This window comes from Modestobacter excelsi (assembly GCF_005930495.1).
Taxonomy (GTDB): domain Bacteria; phylum Actinomycetota; class Actinomycetes; order Mycobacteriales; family Geodermatophilaceae; genus Modestobacter; species Modestobacter excelsi.
The window spans coordinates 1-14,794 of sequence record NZ_SJEX01000009.1; the positions used below are offsets into that span (position 1 = coordinate 1).

The following is a 14,794-nucleotide window of genomic DNA, read 5'->3' on the forward strand; positions in this document are numbered from 1 at the left end:
CGCCGCCACGACACCGACGACGACGACGACCCGCCCGAGCCGCACCACGGCCACCTCGGCCGCCCCGGACGAGGACGAGGGGACCAGCGCGCCGACGACCACCGAGGACGAGCCCGGCGAGCAGGCCCCCCGCAGCTCGAGCACCCCGAGCGCCGTCAGCACGCCGACGAGCCGGGCGCCGTCGACGACCCGGGCTCCTGCGTCGACCCGCGCCACCGCGACGACGGCCGCCCCGACGTCGAGCGCGCCGACCAGCTGAGCGCGGCTCAGAACGAGGTGACGACGGCGATCCCCGGCTCCCGGCCGACCGCGGCCAGCGCCGCGCCGGCGTCGTCCAGTCCCAGCCCGCGGGTCACCAGGAGCTCGGGGTGCAGCCGCCCGGCCTCGATCAGCGAGAGCATCGCCGGGTAGTCCGCGGCGGCCATGCCGTGGCTGCCCAGCACCGCCAGCTCGCCGGCGATGACCAGCTCCATCGGCACCTCCGGGCGGCCCACCGCGGGCGGCAGCAACCCGACCTGCACGTGCCGGCCGCGCCGGCGCAGGCTGCGGATCGAGTTGACGCAGGTCGCGGCCGCGCCGAGGGCGTCCAGGGAGACGTGCGCGCCCCCGCCGGTGAGCTCGGTGACCGCGGCCGGGACGTCGTCCGCCGTCCCGTCGACGAGGTGCTCCGCACCGCACGCGGCGGCCAGCTCCAGCGCCCCCGGCGAGACGTCGACGCCGACCACCCGGGCACCGGCTGCGACCGCGACCTGGACGGCGGACAACCCCACCCCGCCGCAGCCGTGCACGGCGACCCACTCCCCCGGGACCACCTGGCCGACACCGGTGACCGCGCGGTACGCGGTCGCGAACCGGCAGCCCAGGCCGGCGGCGGTGGAGAAGGGCATGCCGTCGGGCAGGGCGACCAGGTTGACGTCGGCGGCGTCCAGCGCGACGAGCTCCGCGAGCGACCCCCAGTGGGTGAACCCGGGCTGGGTCTGGTGCAGGCACACCTGGCCGGCGCCCTCCCGGCACGGCGGGCAGTGCCCGCACGCGCAGACGAACGGCACGGTCACCCGGTCGCCGACCGACCAGTTCCGCACCCGGTCCCCGACCGCGGCGACGGTGCCGGCCAGCTCGTGCCCGGGGACGTGCGGGAGGACGACGTCCGGGTCGTGCCCGGACCAGCCGTGCCAGTCGCTGCGGCAGATGCCGCTGGCGCCCACCTGCACGACCACGCCGTCCGGGGCGGGGGCCGGCTCGGGCACCGAGCGGACTGTCAGGGGGCCACCGAACTCCTCGAACACCAGCGCGCGCACAGCGCAGAGCCTGCCTGGTGCCGCTGCGGGGGCGGCAGGCAGGCTGGGCGGCGTGGACGACCTCGCTGCGCTGCGCCAGTCCTGCGACCGGGCGCTGTCCGGGCACGGCCCGCAGACCGCCGCCGACCTGCTCGCGACCGTCCCGCCGGACACCGCGGTGGACCGCTACGGCGACGGCGGCGTGGTCGCCGAGCTGGAGGAGGAGGTCGCCGACGTCCTCGGGCAGCCGGCGGCGGTCTACCTGCCCAGCGGGATCATGGCCCAGCAGGCCGCGCTGCGGGTGCACGCCGAGCACCGGGGACGCCGTGCGGTGGTCTACCACCCGCAGTGCCACCTGGAGGTGCACGAAGGGCGCGCGCTGGAGCGGCTGCAGGGCCTGGTCGGCCGCCCGGCCGGCGACCGGGACCGGCTGCTGCTCCGGGCCGACCTGGACGCCGTCGCCGAGCACCCGGCGGCGCTGCTGGTCGAGCTGCCGCAGCGCGACCTGGGCGGGCAGCTGCCGCCGTGGGACGACCTGGTCGCGCAGGCGACCTGGGCGCGAGAGCGCGGCGCCGCCGCCCACCTGGACGGCGCGCGGCTGTGGGAGGCCGCCGCCGGTTACGGCCGCCCGCCGGCCGGGATTGCCACGCTGTTCGACACCACCTACGTCAGCTTCTACAAGGGCATCGGCGCGCTGGCCGGCAGCGCGCTCGCCGGGCCGGCGGAGGTCGTCGCCGAGGTCCGCGAGTGGCGGCGCCGGCTCGGCGGCACGCTGTTCGGGCTCTGGCCCGGCGCCGCCTCCGCGCTGACCTGCCTGCGCCGGCGGCTGCCGCTGTTCCCGGGCTACCTGGAGCGGGCCCGCGAGGTCGCCGCCGCGGTGCGGGACCTGCCCGGGGTCACCGTCGTCCCGGACCCGCCGCAGACCCCGATGCTGCACCTGCTGATCCGCACCGACGCCGACCGGTTCACCGCGGCGGCCCGCACGCTGGCCGAGGGCGGGCTGTGGACCTGGGAGCGGGCGATGCCGACCGCCGACCCGGGCGTGCTGCGGGTGGAGCTGCCCATCGGCGACGCGACCACGGCGCTGTCGGTCGAGGAGGTCCGGACGGCGATCGCGACGTTCGCCTGCTGAGCGGCCGCCCGCCCGGGCGGCCATGTCGGCCAACATGGCTCCTCACGACGTGAGCGGAGGCTGGCGCCCCGGGGGAGTTGTGCAGCTGCCCGACCGTCGTCCTAGGATCACCGTGGCTCACGAGAGGCAGCGACAAGCACCTGGCTGGCTGCCCGGCAACCTCAACTCCGTCTGAGGTGCTCCAGGGGAAGAGCTGGCCGGACGGCGCCCGCCGCCCGGCAAGGACGGAGCCCTCCGCGCTGTGGGTGCTCCGGCGACCCAGGAGGTGCTCAGCGCATGACCGAGCCCAACGGCTGGAGCTTCGAGACCCGGCAGATCCACGCCGGAGCCGCCCCCGACCCGACCACCGGCGCCCGGGCGTTGCCGATCTACGCCACCACCAGCTACCAGTTCCGGGACAGCCAGCACGCCGCAGACCTGTTCGCGCTGGCCGAGATGGGCAACATCTACACCCGGATCATGAACCCGACGCAGGACGCGCTCGAGCAGCGCGTGGCCTCGCTGGAGGGCGGCGTCGCGGCGCTCGCGGTGGCCAGCGGCCAGGCCGCCGAGACCCTGGCGATCCTGAACATCGCCGAGGCCGGCAGCCACGTCGTCGCGTCGGCCTCGCTGTACGGCGGCACCTACAACCTGCTGCACCACTCGCTGCCCAAGCTGGGCGTCCAGGTCTCCTTCGTCGAGGACCCCGACGACCCGGAGAACTGGCAGTCCCTGGTGCAGGAGAACACCAAGGCCTTCTACGCCGAGACGATCGGCAACCCGAAGGGCGACGTCCTGGACATCTCGGCGGTGTCGGAGGTCGCGCACCGCAACGGCGTCCCGCTGATCGTCGACAACACGATCGCCACGCCGTTCCTGATCCGGCCGATCGAGCACGGCGCCGACATCGTCGTCCACTCCGCCACCAAGTACCTCGGCGGGCACGGCACGGCGATCGCCGGGCTCATCGTCGACTCCGGCAACTTCGCCTGGACCGGCGGGGAGTTCCCCGGTTTCACCACGCCCGACCCGACCTACCACGGCGTCGTCTACGCCGACCTCGGCGCGCCGGCGTACGCGCTGAAGGCCCGGGTGCAGCTGCTGCGCGACCTCGGTCCGGCGATCTCCCCGTTCAACGCCTGGCTGGTCGTCCAGGGCATCGAGACGCTCTCGCTGCGCATGGAGCGGCACGTCGCCAACACCCAGCGGGTCGCCGAGTGGCTGGAGTCCCGCGACGAGGTCGAGTCGGTGCACTACGCCGGCCTGGCGTCCTCGCCCTGGCACGCCGCGCAGCAGAAGTACGCCCCGAAGGGCGCCGGTGCGGTGCTGGCGTTCGAGATCCGCGGCGGCATCGAGGCCGGCAAGCGCTTCGTGGAGGGGCTGGAGCTGCACAGCCACGTGGCCAACATCGGCGACGTGCGCAGCCTGGTCATCCACCCGGCGTCCACCACGCACTCGCAGCTGACCGCCGACGAGCAGCGGACCACCGGCGTCACCCCCGGCCTGGTCCGGCTGGCCGTCGGCCTGGAGGGGATCGAGGACATCCTGGCCGACCTGGAGTCCGGGTTCCGGGCCGCCAAGTCCGCCTGAGCAGGAGCGCCTGAGGTGACGGGGGTCCGGGACGCGGAGGCGACTGCGGCCACCGCGTCCCGGACCGGCGGCTGGGTCGAGGGCGACCCGGTCGGGATGCGGCGCTTCGTCGACCTCGGCGGCCCGCTCCGGCTGGAACGCGGCGGCGTGCTGCCGGCGGTGCGGGTCGCGTACGAGACGTGGGGGACGCTCACGCCCGACGCGGGCAACGCGGTGCTGGTCGAGCACGCGCTCACCGGCGACAGCCACGTCGTCGGCCCGGCCGGGCCGGGGCACGCGACGGCCGGCTGGTGGCCGTCGCTGATCGGCCCGGGCGCCCCGCTGGACACCGACCGGCTGTTCGTCGTCTGCGCCAACGTCCTCGGCGGCTGCCAGGGGACGACGGGGCCGTCGTCGACCGCGCCGGACGGCGCCCCGTGGGGTTCCCGGTTCCCCGAGGTCACCATCGCCGACCAGGTGGCGGTCGAGGCAGCCCTGGCCGACGCCCTGGGCATCGGCACGTGGCAGGGGGTGCTCGGCGGCTCGATGGGCGGGATGCGGGCGCTGGAGTGGGCGGTCTCCCGTCCGGACCGGGTCGCCGGGTTGTTCTTCCTGGCCTCGGGGGCGGTGGCCAGCGCCGACCAGATCGGCACCCAGACCACCCAGCAGGCCGCCGTGCGCAGCGACCCGGCGTGGGCCGGCGGCGACTACGCCCCCGGACCCGGACCGGTGACCGGGCTCGGCATCGCGCGCCGGATCGCGCACCTCACCTACCGCAGCGGCCTGGAGCTCGACGCACGGTTCGGGACGACGGTGCAGGACGACGGCCGGTTCGCCGTCGCCTCCTACCTCGACCACCACGCCGCCAAGCTGGCCGCGCGGTTCGACGCCGGCAGCTACGTCGTGCTCACCGAGGCGATGAACAGCTGGGACGTCGGCCGCGGTCGGGGTGGCGTGGAGGCGGCCCTGTCCCGGGTCACCGCGCGGGCGGTGGTCGCCGGCATCGACTCCGACCGGCTCTACCCACCGGCGCAGCAGCAGCGGGTGGCGGCGGGCCTCGGCGTCCCGCTGCGGCTGATCAGCTCCCCGTACGGCCACGACGGCTTCCTGGTGGAGACCGCCGAGGTCGGCGCCCTGGTCCGGGAGCTGTTGGCGGGCTGAGCGGGCCGGCGCCGGGGGCCTCGCGTGGCAGGCCGGTGCCACGTCGCATACCGTCGGCCGCACGCGGTGCTCGATCCAGACGCAACGCGGTCCCCGTCGTCGCCGGCCCGCCGGCCCCACCCGGCGTGCCCCGGAGCAGCCCGGAGCCGGCCAGAGAGAGCAGATGACCGCATCCACCCTGGAGGGCCCCACGCCTCCCCCCGCCCGCGGATCGCGTCCCGAGCGGGCCCGTGACCGGTCGGTCAGCGTCTACGCCGAGCTCTCCCAGCAGGTCAAGGACGCCGGGCTGCTGAACCGTCGCCGCCCGTACTACGTCGTCTCGATCGCGTTGACCGTCGCCGCGTTCGCCGGCGTCTGGGCCGCGATCGTCGCGGTCGGGGACTCGTGGTGGCAGCTGGCCCTCGCCGTCCTGCTCTCGCTGGTCTGCACCCAGTTCGGCTTTCTGGGGCACGACACCGCGCACCGCCAGGCGTTCGGCTCGCACCGGGTCAACGAGTGGTCGGCGCGCGTGCTGTCCTGCGGCTTCGCGGGCATCGGCTACGGCTGGTGGATGCAGAAGCACAACCGGCACCACAACGCCCCGAACCAGATGGGCAAGGACCCCGACATCGTGTCCGAGGTGCTGGCCTTCACCCCGGACGACGCCGCCGAGCGGACCACGGGGCTGCGCGGATGGTTCACCCGCCACCAGGGCTGGGCGTTCTTCCCGCTGCTGTGCTTCGAGGGTGCGGCGCTGCACGCCAACAGCCTCGCCACGCTGATCCGGGACAAGTCGATGCCGCACCGCCGGCTCGAGGTCGCCGTCATCGCGCTGCGGCTCGGCCTGTTCGTCGCCGCCGTCTTCCTGGTCATGCCGCCGCTGCTGGCGGTGGGCTTCATCGTCGTCCAGCAGGCGGTCTTCGGTCTGCTGCTCGGCGGGTCGTTCGCGCCCAACCACAAGGGCATGCCGGTCGTCCCGAAGAACGCCAAGGTCGACTTCCTGCGCCGCCAGGTCCTCATGTCCCGCAACATCCGGGGCGGTCTGCTGACCGACTTCATGATGGGCGGGCTGAACTACCAGATCGAGCACCACCTCTTCCCGAGCATGCCGCGGCCGAACCTGCGGAAGGTCCAGCCGATGGTGCGCGCGCACTGCGAGAAGCACGGCATCAGCTACACCGAGACGTCGCTGGTCGGGTCCTACCGGATGGTCGTCCGGTACCTGAACCGGGTGGGTCTGGGTGAGCGCGACCCCTTCGTCTGCCCGCTGGTGCAGTCCGCCCGCAACTGAAGAAGGACCCCGCTGCCCCCACCACTCGCGAGCTCGCGGCGGGGCCCTGCAGCGGGGCCCTGCTGCGTCAGAGGGTGACCGCGACCAGCACGACGATCGCGACCAGCACGGCAGCCAGGGCGAGCAGGCCCAGGCGGTGGCTGTGCCGGTCGTGGGCGCCCTCCCGGACCCAGTGGAGGACGTCGTCGGGTGCGGCGCCGACCTGCTGCGCCCGCCGGGCCAGGTGGCGGGCCAGCCGGGTGCCGTCGGTGTCGAGGGCGTCCAGGCCGCGGACGATGTCGCTGGTGACCGTCTCGGCCGGGGAGCCGAGCGCCTCGGCGGTGTCGGCCACGGGCAGCCCCGCCCCGTACCGGAGCACCAGGGTGGCCCGCAGCTGCGGTGCGAGTCGCGCCAGTGCGGCCGCCACCTCGTCCGGCGGGCCGGGGTCGGAGGGCCGCCGGGCGAAGCCGGGGAAGCCGGAGGCGTTCGCCAGGACCGGGCTGTCCCCCAGCAGGTCGCCCACCCGGGACACCCGCCGCCAGCTGGTGTGCGCGGCCACCAGCTCCCGCCGGGCGGACGCGGTGGCCTGCTGCTGGTCGCCGAACCGGTCCCAGGACCGCTCGGTGACGATCAGCGCGCTCTGCAGCAGGTCGCGCGCCTCCACCCGGTCGCCGGTCAACAGGTACGCCGTCCGCAGCAGCCCGGCCGCCTGGTCGGCCACGAACCCCTCGAACGTCCCCGCCGTCACCCGCCCACCTACTGCACGCGGCGGACCGCGCGGTGGGCGTCGAGGCGATCGGTGTAGCTGGTCGCGTTCAGCCGGATCGCCGCCCGGTCGTCCTCGGTGGTCTCCCGGCGCACCTTGGCCGGCACCCCGGCGACCAGCGAGTTCGGCGGGACCTCCGCACCCTGCATGACCACGGCCCCGGCGGCGACGATCGAGCCGGAGCCGATGTGCGCGCCGTTGAGCACGGTGCTGCCCATCCCGATGAGCACGTCGTCGTCCACCCGGGCGCCGTGCAGCACCACGTTGTGGCCCACCGTGACCCCCCGGCCGATGACCAGCGGCGCACCCGGGTCGCTGTGCAGCGTCGAGCCGTCCTGCACGTTGGAGTCCGCGCCGATCTCGATGACCTCGGTGTCGGCGCGGGCGATCGCGCCGTACCAGATGCTCGACCGCGGCCCCATCGTCACCTTGCCCACCACGACCGCCGTCGGTGCCACGAACGCCTGCTCGTCGATCGCCGGGGCGCCGAAGTCGAGCTCTCCGATGTAGCTGTCAGCCACGCTGCTGCACTCCTCGCCGAGGTCGCGGGCGGGTCCCGCTGCTCGGGAGCAGCAGATCACACCTCGCCGTCGGCACCCCACTCGGCGAGGAAGGCGGCCGGGCTGAGCTCGGCGAGGTGGCGCTGCACCAGGCCGAGCATCTCCCCGGGCACGTTGGGGTCCCCGGCCGACACCCGCACCACCTCGGCGCCGTCGGCGCGGCGGGTCACCACCACGTCGCTGAGCGAGGGCTGCGGGAGCAGCCCCCAGGCGAGCTCGGCGGCGAACGCGGCGAGGAACCGGGCGCTGCGGACCAACCGGCCACCGCGGCGCGGCTGCAGCGTCGCCTCGTACACGTCGCTGGCGCGCTGGGCCTCTGCTCCGGTCACCGGGCCAGCCTGGTCGACGCAGGGTCAGAGGTCGACCTCGGCGAGCACCCGGGGGATCTGCGCCGGCAGCTCGCGGGCCAGGAAGCCGAGCCGGCCGACCGTCGCGGCCAGCAGCTCCCCGGCCCGGCCGTGCAGGTAGGAGGCCCACACCGCGGCTTGGTCGGGCTCGGCCCCGCGGGCCAGCAGGCCCGCGACCACCCCGGCCCGCACGTCGCCGGAGCCGGAGACGCCCAGCCCCGCGCCACCGCTCTCGTCCTCCCACAGCCGGCCGTCCGGCCCGGCGATCCAGCTCGTCGCCCCGCCCAGGCCCACCGTGGCGTGGGTCTGGTCGGCCAGCCGGCGGGCGGCCCCGGCGGGATCGTCCTCGAGCTCGTCGGGGTCGGCGTGCAGCGAGATGGCGAGCTCGGTCGGGTTGGGGGTGAGCACCGCACGACCGGCCAGGTGGTGCAGGCAGCCGGGGTCGGCCGTGACGGCGGCCAGCGCGAGGGCATCCAGCGCGACCGGGCCGGTGAGCCCGGGCAGCAGCGCCTCGACCAGCCCGCGGGCCTCGTCGACGTCGGCCAGGCCGGGGCCGATGAGGACGGCAGACGCGCTCTGCGCCAGGTCGGTGACCAGTTCCGCCGAGTCGGCGCGGATGGCACCGGCCTCGGTCGACGGGACGCCGCGGACCAGCGCCTCGGGCAGCGCGATGGACACGTGCGGGGCGACCTTCGACGGGACGACGACCTGCAGCTTGCCCGCGCCGGAGCGCAGCGCCGCCTCGGCTGCCAGGGTCACCGCGCCGAGGGTCTCCGTGCTGCCGCCGATGACCAGGATCGAGCCGCGGGACTCCTTGCCCCCGGTCGGCTCGGGCAACCGCCAGGCGCGCAGCACCTGCGGGGTGACCAGGGTGGCGTCAGGCTGGGGACGGGACATCGTTCTCCTCGGTCACGGGGGCCTCGTCGTCCGGGTGGCCGTCGAGGTGCTCGACGCTGTTGAAGGTGACGAGCTGGAAGCGCCCGTCGGACAGCTCGTACCGGGTCACCGAGGTGTTGGCGATCTGGTCGCCCCGGTCGATCTCCAGCAGCTGGGTCTCGGTGAGCTCCTCCAGCACGTACCGGAACACCATCACCACGGCCTGGTGCGAGACGCACAGCAGCCGCTCGCCGTCGTGCCGCAGCGCCTCGGTGGCCAGCAGGCTGCGCACCCGCAGGGCGACGTCGGCCCAGCTCTCGCCGCCCGGGGGCCGGTAGTAGAACTTGCCCAGCAGGTCGCGGCGGCGCGCCTCGTCGGGGTACTCCTCGCGGATCCCCTCCCGGGTCATCCCGTCGAAGGCGCCGAAGTCCCGCTCGCGCAGCCGCTCGTCGTACCGGATCGTCAGCTCCGCCCCGCTGGCCGCGACGGCCCGCTGCGCCGTGGTCGCCGCCCGGGTGAACGGGGAGCTGAGCACGGTGGTCGGCCGGTCGTCGGCAGGCAGCTCCGCCAGCCAGGCGCCGAGCGCGTCGGCCTGGGACTCACCGGTGGGCGACAGCGGGACGTCGGGGTCGCGGACGTCGAGCTCGAGCCGGCCCGAGCCCTGCTCGTGCGCCTGGGCATCGGCCAGGTTGCCCATGCTCTCGCCGTGGCGCACCAGCCACAGCGCGGTGGGGCCCGGTGACTGCGCCATGGAGAGTCCCCGTCCGTCGTCGCGGCGCCGCTGCTCGGGCCGTCCGCTGACCCGTAGCCGAGGGGGACGGTGACCAAACCGCCGACTGCTGGACGGCGGCGGTCGCGCTCAGCACGATGGGGCCGTGGCCGACGACACCGCCTTCGAGACACGGGCCTTCCCGAGCGCCGCCGACTTCGACGCCTGGCTGGCGGCCGAGCACGACCGGGCGCCCGGGCTCTTCGTCAAGATCGCCAAGAAGTCCGCCGGCATCCCGTCGCTCACCGCGGCCGAGGCGGTCGAGGTGGCGCTGTGCCACGGCTGGATCGACGGCCGCGGCAACCGGGTGGACGACGACTGGTTCACCGTCCGGTACACCCCGCGGCGGGCGAAGAGCGTGTGGTCGCAGAAGAACGTGGAGACCGTGGCGCGGCTGGTCGCCGACGGCCGGATGCGGCCGGCCGGGCTCGCGGCGGTCGAGGCCGCCCAGGCCGACGGCCGCTGGGACCGCGCCTACGCCGGGTCGGCGACGATCACGGTGCCCGACGACCTGGCTGCCGCGCTGGCCGCCGAGCCCGCGGCGGAGTCGTTCTTCGCCGGGCTGGACAAGACCAACCGGTACGCCGTCCTCTGGCGGGTGCACACCGCCGCCACCCCGCAGACCCGGGCCAAGCGCATCGCTGCCTGCGTCCAGATGCTCGCGGAGGGTCGCCGCTTCCACCAGTGAGCCGCGTGTCGCGCCCGCGTGCTGGTTCCGGACGACGACGACCGCCTCACCTGCGGGTCCGCTCCGCTAGGAAGTCCCGCGTCCCGCGCCCGGCGGGACGGCAGCGGGACGACCTCAGGAGGCTCCTCCGTGACCAGCACGCTCGACCAGCTCACCGGCACCGTGCACCGCCCCGGCGACCCGGGCTGGACCGCGGCGGTGACCGGGTACAACCTCGCCGTCGTGCACGCGCCCGCCCTCGTCGTCGAGGCGCACTCGGTCGACGACGTCGTCGCCGCGGTCCGGTACGCCGCCGCCGAGGGCCTCGCGGTGACGGTGCAGAACACCGGGCACGGTGCCCGCCGTCCCGTCGGACCGGACACCCTGCTGCTGCGCACCGGCGCCCTGGACGGCGTGGCGGTGGACCCCGTCGGCCGCACCGTGACCGTGGGCGCCGGCGTCACCAGCGGCCAGGTCGCGGCCGCCACCGCGCCGCACGGGCTGGCGATGGTCGCCGGCTCCGCCGGCACGGTGGGCGTCGTCGGGATGACCACCGGGGGCGGCATGGGCCCGCTGGCGCGGGCGCTGGGCTTCGCCTCCGACCGGGTGCGCAGCTTCGAGGTGGTGACCGCCGACGGCGAGCAGCGGCACGTGTCCGCCGACAGCGAGCCCGACCTCTTCTTCGCCCTGCGGGGCGGCGGTGGCGGGGTCGCCGTCGTCACCTCGCTGACCGCGGACCTGGTCGAGCTGCCCGGTTTCTGGGGTGGCGCGGTGTTCTTCCCCGGCGCCCAGGCGGCCGCCGTCCTGCACGCCTGGCGGGCCTGGGCGCCCACGCTGCCCACCGAGGTGACCACGTCGATCGCGCTGCTCCGGCTCCCGGACCTGCCGCAGCTCCCCCCGCCGCTGCGCGGGCAGTTCCTGGTGCACCTGCGGATCGCCTCGACCGGCTCACCGGCCGACGGTGCGGCCCTGCTCGCGCCGATGCTGGAGGTGGCCCCGGTGGTGATCGACACCGTCGGCCCGAGGCCGTACACCGAGATCGGCGCCGTCCACCTCGACCCGGAGGAGCCGGCTCCCGCCGCGGAGTCCGGCTGCCTGCTCCGCGAGCTGCCCGCCGAGGCGGTCGACGCGCTGCTCGCCCTGGCCGGGCCGGGTGTGGAGACACCGCTGCTGGCGGTGGAGCTGCGTCAGCTCGGTGGCGCGCTGGCGGTGCGCCCTGCGGTGCCGGACGCGGTGAGCGGCCGGGACGCCGCCTTCTCGCTGTTCGCGATCGGCATGCTCGCCCCACCGGTCGCCGCGCAGGTACCGGCCGCCGTCCGCGCCGCGGTCGCCGCGCTGGCGCCGTGGCGGTCGGGGGTGCAGTACGGCTTCGCGGCCGGTCAGGACCTCACCGACGCGTGGACCCCGGACGTCCTGGCGCGGCTGCGGCAGGTCACCCGCGACCGCGACCCGAACGGCCTGTTCCGCGCCGCCCAGCAGCTGCCCGGCTAGGTGGCCCCGGTGCAGGGGCCCGCCGCGAGCTGGCGAGTGGTGGGGGGCAGCGGGGTCCTCACGCTGTGACGCGGCGGGCGCCGACGTAGCCGGCCTTGTCCACGCTGGTGACGGCGACCGGCTTGCCGGTCACGCTCGCGTGCACCATCTGGCCGTTGCCGATGTAGATCCCGACGTGGCTGACCGGTGAGTAGAAGAACACCAGGTCACCGGGCTCGAGCTCGGCCCGGGAGACCGCCACGCCCATCGTGGACTGTGCGCGGCTGGAGTGCGGCAGGGTGACCCCGGCGGCGGCGTAGGCGTACATCGTCAGGCCGGAGCAGTCGAAGGTGTCCGGGCCGCTGGCGCCGACGCCGTACATGTCGCCCACCTGGGCCAGCGCGGTCTGCACCGCGACCCCGGCGGCGGCGGTCGGCGCGGGCGCCGGGCTGGCGGTGACCTCGGGGCCGGCCAGCACGGTCTGCACCCGGACCTGGTCGTCCGCCGAGAGCCGGGCCAGGTCGGCCTGGTAGCCGGCCAGCTCGTCCCTCAGCTGCGCCTTCTGCGACTCCAGGTCGGCCGCGGCCGCGGCGGCGGCGGCCGCGGCGTCGTCCGCGGCCTGCTGCGCCTCGTCGGCGGCGGTGCGCGCCGCGGTCGCCTGGGCGACGATCGCGTCGGCGTGCGAGGCCAGCTGGTCGAGGGTGTTCATCTGCTGGATCAGGTCGTCGGCCGACCCGCTGGTGAGGAAGGCGGCCAGCCGGCCGCGGGTGGTGCCGACGTACCCGGTCTGCGCGATCGCCCGCAGCTCCGGCTCCAGCGCGTCGAGCTGTGCCTGCGCCTGGGTCGCCGCTGCGGCGGCGGCGGTCGCGGCCACCTGCTGCTGATCGGCGGCTGCCGCGGCCTGGTTGACCTCCTCGCCGACCTGCGCGAGCTGCTGCCCGGTGTCCGCGACGGCCTGCCGGGCCTGCTCGGCGGTGGCCGGGGCGGTGGCCGGGGCGGCGGAGCTGGTCGTCGGGGTGAGGACGACGGCGACACCGGCGGTCAGCGCGAGGGCGGTGGCGAGCGTCCACCGTCGCGTGGTCGATCGGGTCACGAGGGGCCTCCGTCTGCGCGCGTCGCGCCCGGGGAGGGGCGACGGGCTCCGCGCGCGTCGATACGGAAGGTAGGGAGATCGTGACGTTGTCAAGAGGTCCGGCACGCCGGGACCGATCGGTCCGCAGGAGACCTCAGTCCCACAGGCCCCGTGCGCCACTCCCACCCCGCGCGGAGGGGATCAAGCGGTCCGCGACGGTGCCGGTGGTGAAGGAGTAGACGGCCTTGTGCGCGACGTCGACGACCTGGTCGCGGCGGGACCAGGTCCACGGCGGCGCGCCCACGCCGGTGACGTTCTCCAGCGTCTGGTCCACCGCGAGCCGCACGACGGTGTGCCAGGCAGAGGCGCGCGGGCCGCGCAGCCCGGCGGCGGACCAGATGCCCCGCAGCGCTCCGACGACGGCGCCGGTGCCCCAGTGCATGAGGTGGTTGCGGACCGGTGGACGCGCGGACTCCGGGAGCCGACGTCCGGTGGCCAGCGCGGTGAGCGTGCGTCCCGGCACGTAGGAGTCCGGACGGTGGGTGAACTGCTGCTCGAGCTTCTCCCCCGCGGTCATCACGGCGACGCCGGCGAGGCCGGCCACTGCTCCACGTGCTGCTGCTCGGGCCCACATGCCCTGCGGCCTACCCGCAGGACGGTCACCGCCAACCCGACCCCGGACATGCAGCGAGCCGCCCACCGGTTGCCCGGTGGACGGCTCGTGGTGCTGGCTGGTGCGGTCAGCCCGCAGCGGGCTCGGAGGCCTCGAGCGCCTCCAGGGTGGCGACGTCGCGCAGGATGGCGGAGAGCTCGGCGGAGCTCCAGGACTCGCAGCAGTCGCAGTCGCCGGTGGCGGTGAAGCTGCGCAGCCCGAGGCTGCCGCCGGCCTGGTCCTCGGCGAGGGCGAGCTGGCCGTCGTCGGGGTTGCGGTGGCACCGGCACGACGAGGCGCACATGCCCAGCCCCCAGCCCGAGACGATCACGGACGGGCCGTTCTCGTGGACCTTGCCCAGCTGGAAGATGGAAGGCTTCTGGCAGTACGTCATGTCGGGCTCCCCTCGCCGTCCTGCCACGGCGGGCAGCGCGTCGTCATCGGCGTTCGGGGAGAAGTAGACACGAACCAGGTTCGATGTCCGCGTCGGCAGGGCACGAAACGCGGTCCGGTCAGAACGTCCTGCTCATCCGTCCCACGGGTCGCGGGGGACCCTGCTGTCCCCGGCCCGCGATCCAGTGCCCCGGGCGAGGACACTGCACGGCAGGACCACCGGGAGGCCGAGACGGCGGCCGCGGACCGGTGGCCGGTGGCCGGGCACGGCCGCCCCCCAGGTGGAGGTCCCCCGTGGACACCAGCACACGTCAGGACGTCGGTCTGCTCCTCTTCCGGCTCGGGGTCGGCGGCACCCTCGCCGCCCACGGCACCCAGAAGCTGTTCGGCTGGTTCGGCGGCGGCGGGGTGGAGGGCACCTCGGCCGGCATGGAGGCGATGGGCTTCCTGCCCCCGCGGACGAGCGCGGTGATGGCCGGCCTCGGCGAGACCGCCGGCGGGCTCGCGCTCGCGGTCGGGCTGGCCACCCCGGTGGGCGGGGCGGCGGCGGCCTCCACGATGGCCGCGGCCGGCGCCGTCCACCACCCGGCCGGGTTCTTCGCCACCGAGGGCGGCTTCGAGTACACCGGCGTCCTGGCGCTGGCCGGCACCGCCGTGGCGATCAGCGGGCCGGGCCGGTTCTCGCTGGACCGGCTGACCGGCGACCGGCTGAACCGGCCGTGGATGAGCGCCGCCGCCCTCACCGTGCTGGGCGGCGCCTCGGCGTTCGTCGTCGCGCGCCGCAACCGGGCGGTGGCCGCCGCCGCACCCGCCGCCGTCCTGGACGCACCGTCCGACGCGGCGTCGGGCGGCTGA

17 protein-coding genes and 1 riboswitch are annotated in these 14,794 nt (G+C 75.5%); of the genes, 7 read left to right on the plus strand and 10 right to left on the minus strand.

All coding sequences use genetic code 11. From position 1 onward, the window contains the following. Together FHL80_RS05100 and FHL80_RS05105 are read right to left on the minus strand one after the other, a co-directional pair. The coding region (locus tag FHL80_RS05100; protein WP_138732380.1) for a hypothetical protein at positions 1-216 on the minus strand (216 nt) is incomplete at its 3' end. Positions 217-266: 50 nt separating this feature from the next. Continuing rightward, positions 267-1,298: a zinc-binding dehydrogenase gene (locus tag FHL80_RS05105; RefSeq protein ID WP_138732381.1), complete on the minus strand. Its 1,032-nt coding sequence runs from the start codon at positions 1,296-1,298 to the stop codon at positions 267-269. Positions 1,299-1,350: 52 nt separating this feature from the next. On the opposite strand from FHL80_RS05105, the gene FHL80_RS05110 reads away from it, so the two are divergent. The 4 genes from FHL80_RS05110 (at position 1,351) to FHL80_RS05125 (ending at position 6,388) form a co-directional block, all read left to right on the plus strand. Next, positions 1,351-2,409 (plus strand): threonine aldolase family protein, encoded by a 1,059-nt coding sequence (locus FHL80_RS05110; protein ID WP_138732382.1) that lies wholly within the window; start codon positions 1,351-1,353, stop codon positions 2,407-2,409. Between the two features lie 115 nt (positions 2,410-2,524). Further along, positions 2,525-2,640: riboswitch (SAM riboswitch) on the plus strand. A 45-nt stretch (positions 2,641-2,685) separates the two neighbouring features. Continuing rightward, positions 2,686-3,978, plus strand: coding sequence for a bifunctional o-acetylhomoserine/o-acetylserine sulfhydrylase (locus tag FHL80_RS05115; RefSeq protein ID WP_138732383.1), 1,293 nt, complete (start codon positions 2,686-2,688; stop codon positions 3,976-3,978). Positions 3,979-3,993: 15 nt separating this feature from the next. After that, entirely contained in the window at positions 3,994-5,118 is a 1,125-nt protein-coding gene (metX, locus tag FHL80_RS05120) for a homoserine O-acetyltransferase MetX (RefSeq protein WP_246078468.1), read from the plus strand. Between the two features lie 163 nt (positions 5,119-5,281). Next, entirely contained in the window at positions 5,282-6,388 is a 1,107-nt protein-coding gene (locus FHL80_RS05125; RefSeq protein ID WP_216870432.1) for a fatty acid desaturase family protein, read from the plus strand. Between the two features lie 67 nt (positions 6,389-6,455). Here FHL80_RS05125 and FHL80_RS05130 read toward each other — a convergent pair whose 3' ends face one another. From FHL80_RS05130 to FHL80_RS05150, 5 genes are read right to left on the minus strand one after another with little or no spacing between them, the layout of a single operon-like run. After that, on the minus strand, positions 6,456-7,115 hold the full coding sequence (locus FHL80_RS05130; protein WP_138732384.1) for a sigma factor-like helix-turn-helix DNA-binding protein: 660 nt from the start codon (positions 7,113-7,115) through the stop codon (positions 6,456-6,458). An 8-nt stretch (positions 7,116-7,123) separates the two neighbouring features. Continuing rightward, positions 7,124-7,654 (minus strand): gamma carbonic anhydrase family protein, encoded by a 531-nt coding sequence (locus FHL80_RS05135; protein WP_138732385.1) that lies wholly within the window; start codon positions 7,652-7,654, stop codon positions 7,124-7,126. Between the two features lie 56 nt (positions 7,655-7,710). Beyond that, a complete protein-coding gene (locus tag FHL80_RS05140) occupies positions 7,711-8,022 on the minus strand; it encodes a hypothetical protein (protein WP_138732386.1) in 312 nt (103 codons plus the stop codon). 24 nt (positions 8,023-8,046) lie between these two features. Then, complete coding sequence (locus FHL80_RS05145; RefSeq protein WP_138732387.1) at positions 8,047-8,937, minus strand: NAD(P)H-hydrate dehydratase; 891 nt, start codon at positions 8,935-8,937, stop codon at positions 8,047-8,049. After that, positions 8,918-9,667, minus strand: a complete 750-nt coding sequence (locus FHL80_RS05150) for a histidine phosphatase family protein (RefSeq protein ID WP_138732388.1) — start codon at positions 9,665-9,667, stop codon at positions 8,918-8,920. The genes FHL80_RS05145 and FHL80_RS05150 overlap by 20 nt, the downstream gene beginning before the upstream one ends. 124 nt (positions 9,668-9,791) lie before the next feature. Here FHL80_RS05150 and FHL80_RS05155 point away from each other — a divergent pair, with 124 nt between their 5' ends. Both FHL80_RS05155 and FHL80_RS05160 read left to right on the plus strand, forming a co-directional pair. After that, positions 9,792-10,373, plus strand: a complete 582-nt coding sequence (locus FHL80_RS05155; protein WP_138732389.1) for a YdeI/OmpD-associated family protein — start codon at positions 9,792-9,794, stop codon at positions 10,371-10,373. A gap of 129 nt (positions 10,374-10,502) precedes the next feature. Then, positions 10,503-11,843: an FAD-binding oxidoreductase gene (locus FHL80_RS05160; RefSeq protein ID WP_216870433.1), complete on the plus strand. Its 1,341-nt coding sequence runs from the start codon at positions 10,503-10,505 to the stop codon at positions 11,841-11,843. Positions 11,844-11,901: 58 nt separating this feature from the next. Here the strand turns inward: FHL80_RS05160 and FHL80_RS05165 are convergent, their stop codons facing one another. The 3 genes from FHL80_RS05165 to FHL80_RS05175 form a co-directional block, all read right to left on the minus strand. After that, a complete protein-coding gene (locus FHL80_RS05165) occupies positions 11,902-12,915 on the minus strand; it encodes a C40 family peptidase (protein ID WP_138732391.1) in 1,014 nt (337 codons plus the stop codon). 133 nt (positions 12,916-13,048) lie between these two features. Beyond that, entirely contained in the window at positions 13,049-13,498 is a 450-nt protein-coding gene (locus FHL80_RS05170; RefSeq protein WP_246078469.1) for a hypothetical protein, read from the minus strand. Between the two features lie 136 nt (positions 13,499-13,634). After that, positions 13,635-13,940, minus strand: coding sequence for a hypothetical protein (locus FHL80_RS05175; protein WP_138732392.1), 306 nt, complete (start codon positions 13,938-13,940; stop codon positions 13,635-13,637). Between the two features lie 293 nt (positions 13,941-14,233). On the opposite strand from FHL80_RS05175, the gene FHL80_RS05180 reads away from it, so the two are divergent. Further along, a complete protein-coding gene (locus FHL80_RS05180; RefSeq protein ID WP_216870434.1) occupies positions 14,234-14,794 on the plus strand; it encodes a DoxX family protein in 561 nt (186 codons plus the stop codon).

Excerpts from the sequence above, each read along its gene's own strand:
- FHL80_RS05125 (WP_216870432.1), top strand. The coding sequence starts at position 5,282 with ATGACCGCATCCACCCTGGAGGGCCCCACGCCTCCCCCCGCCCGCGGA.
- FHL80_RS05175 (WP_138732392.1), bottom strand. The coding sequence starts at position 13,940 with ATGACGTACTGCCAGAAGCCTTCCATCTTCCAGCTGGGCAAGGTCCAC.
- FHL80_RS05150 (WP_138732388.1), bottom strand. The coding sequence starts at position 9,667 with ATGGCGCAGTCACCGGGCCCCACCGCGCTGTGGCTGGTGCGCCACGGC.
- FHL80_RS05145 (WP_138732387.1), bottom strand. The coding sequence starts at position 8,937 with ATGTCCCGTCCCCAGCCTGACGCCACCCTGGTCACCCCGCAGGTGCTG.
- FHL80_RS05115 (WP_138732383.1), top strand. The coding sequence starts at position 2,686 with ATGACCGAGCCCAACGGCTGGAGCTTCGAGACCCGGCAGATCCACGCC.